A 698-nucleotide genomic window follows, 5' to 3' on the forward strand; every position below is an offset into this window, starting at 1 on the left:
AATTCATTCTCTTTCTCTTCAGTCCATTCTAACTTTATTTTTACCTTGTTGTTTTCCTTAGAATAAACAGACTCTTTAGATTCATAATTTCCAGGGATAACTATAGGTTCTTTTAAATAACCTTTGTATCCATACTTAGAATTATCTGAGTATGGTTTTATTGTTACATCAATGCTCTTGTTTTTTAAGTACGTGGCTTTCACATCGTATACCCATTTATTGTGATCTTTCTTAGGTACGATATTTATTTTCCAATCTTCTGTATTGAAAGAAGAAATCTTTTTGACAGAAATATCTTTAATATTCTCTTGCTTTTGTTGACATGATACTAGAAGAAATACAGTACATAAGAACAGTAAGATGATAGATTTATATTTCATAAATACTCCTTTTTTGTGGAATTTATAGGGCACATAATTAAAAAGACCTTATTAGTACCAATAAGATCTTTTACCTTTATTGCTTATTACGCTCTGCAAAATATAGATAAACAATACCAATGATTAAAGATATGATACTTAAAATATTTAACGTTGTGCCTATTTCATGCAATTGATCTTTAAATGTACCTGAACTCCAAGATACTTCACTAGAAGAATAAATTGCTGCACTAATAAACTTTGTACATATAAATAAGGCTGCCAAGAATATGAATAAGCAACCTGCGGCCCTTTTATTCAAAAAAACACTCCCAATAA

Annotated in this window: 2 protein-coding genes; both read right to left on the reverse strand. The window is 28.8% G+C overall.

All coding sequences use genetic code 11. From position 1 onward, the window contains the following. A partial coding sequence (locus RB298_RS33350; protein WP_486050613.1) for a hypothetical protein occupies window positions 1–380 on the reverse strand: 380 nt, incomplete at its 3' end. A gap of 76 nt (window positions 381–456) precedes the next feature. Continuing rightward, on the reverse strand, window positions 457–698 hold a 242-nt coding region (locus tag RB298_RS33355; RefSeq protein WP_486050615.1), incomplete at its 5' end, for a hypothetical protein.

The sequence above is a fragment of the Priestia sp. BR_2 genome, from assembly GCF_041954005.1.
In the GTDB taxonomy this organism is placed as follows: Bacteria; Bacillota; Bacilli; order Paenibacillales; family Paenibacillaceae; genus Paenibacillus_AQ; species Paenibacillus_AQ lautus_A.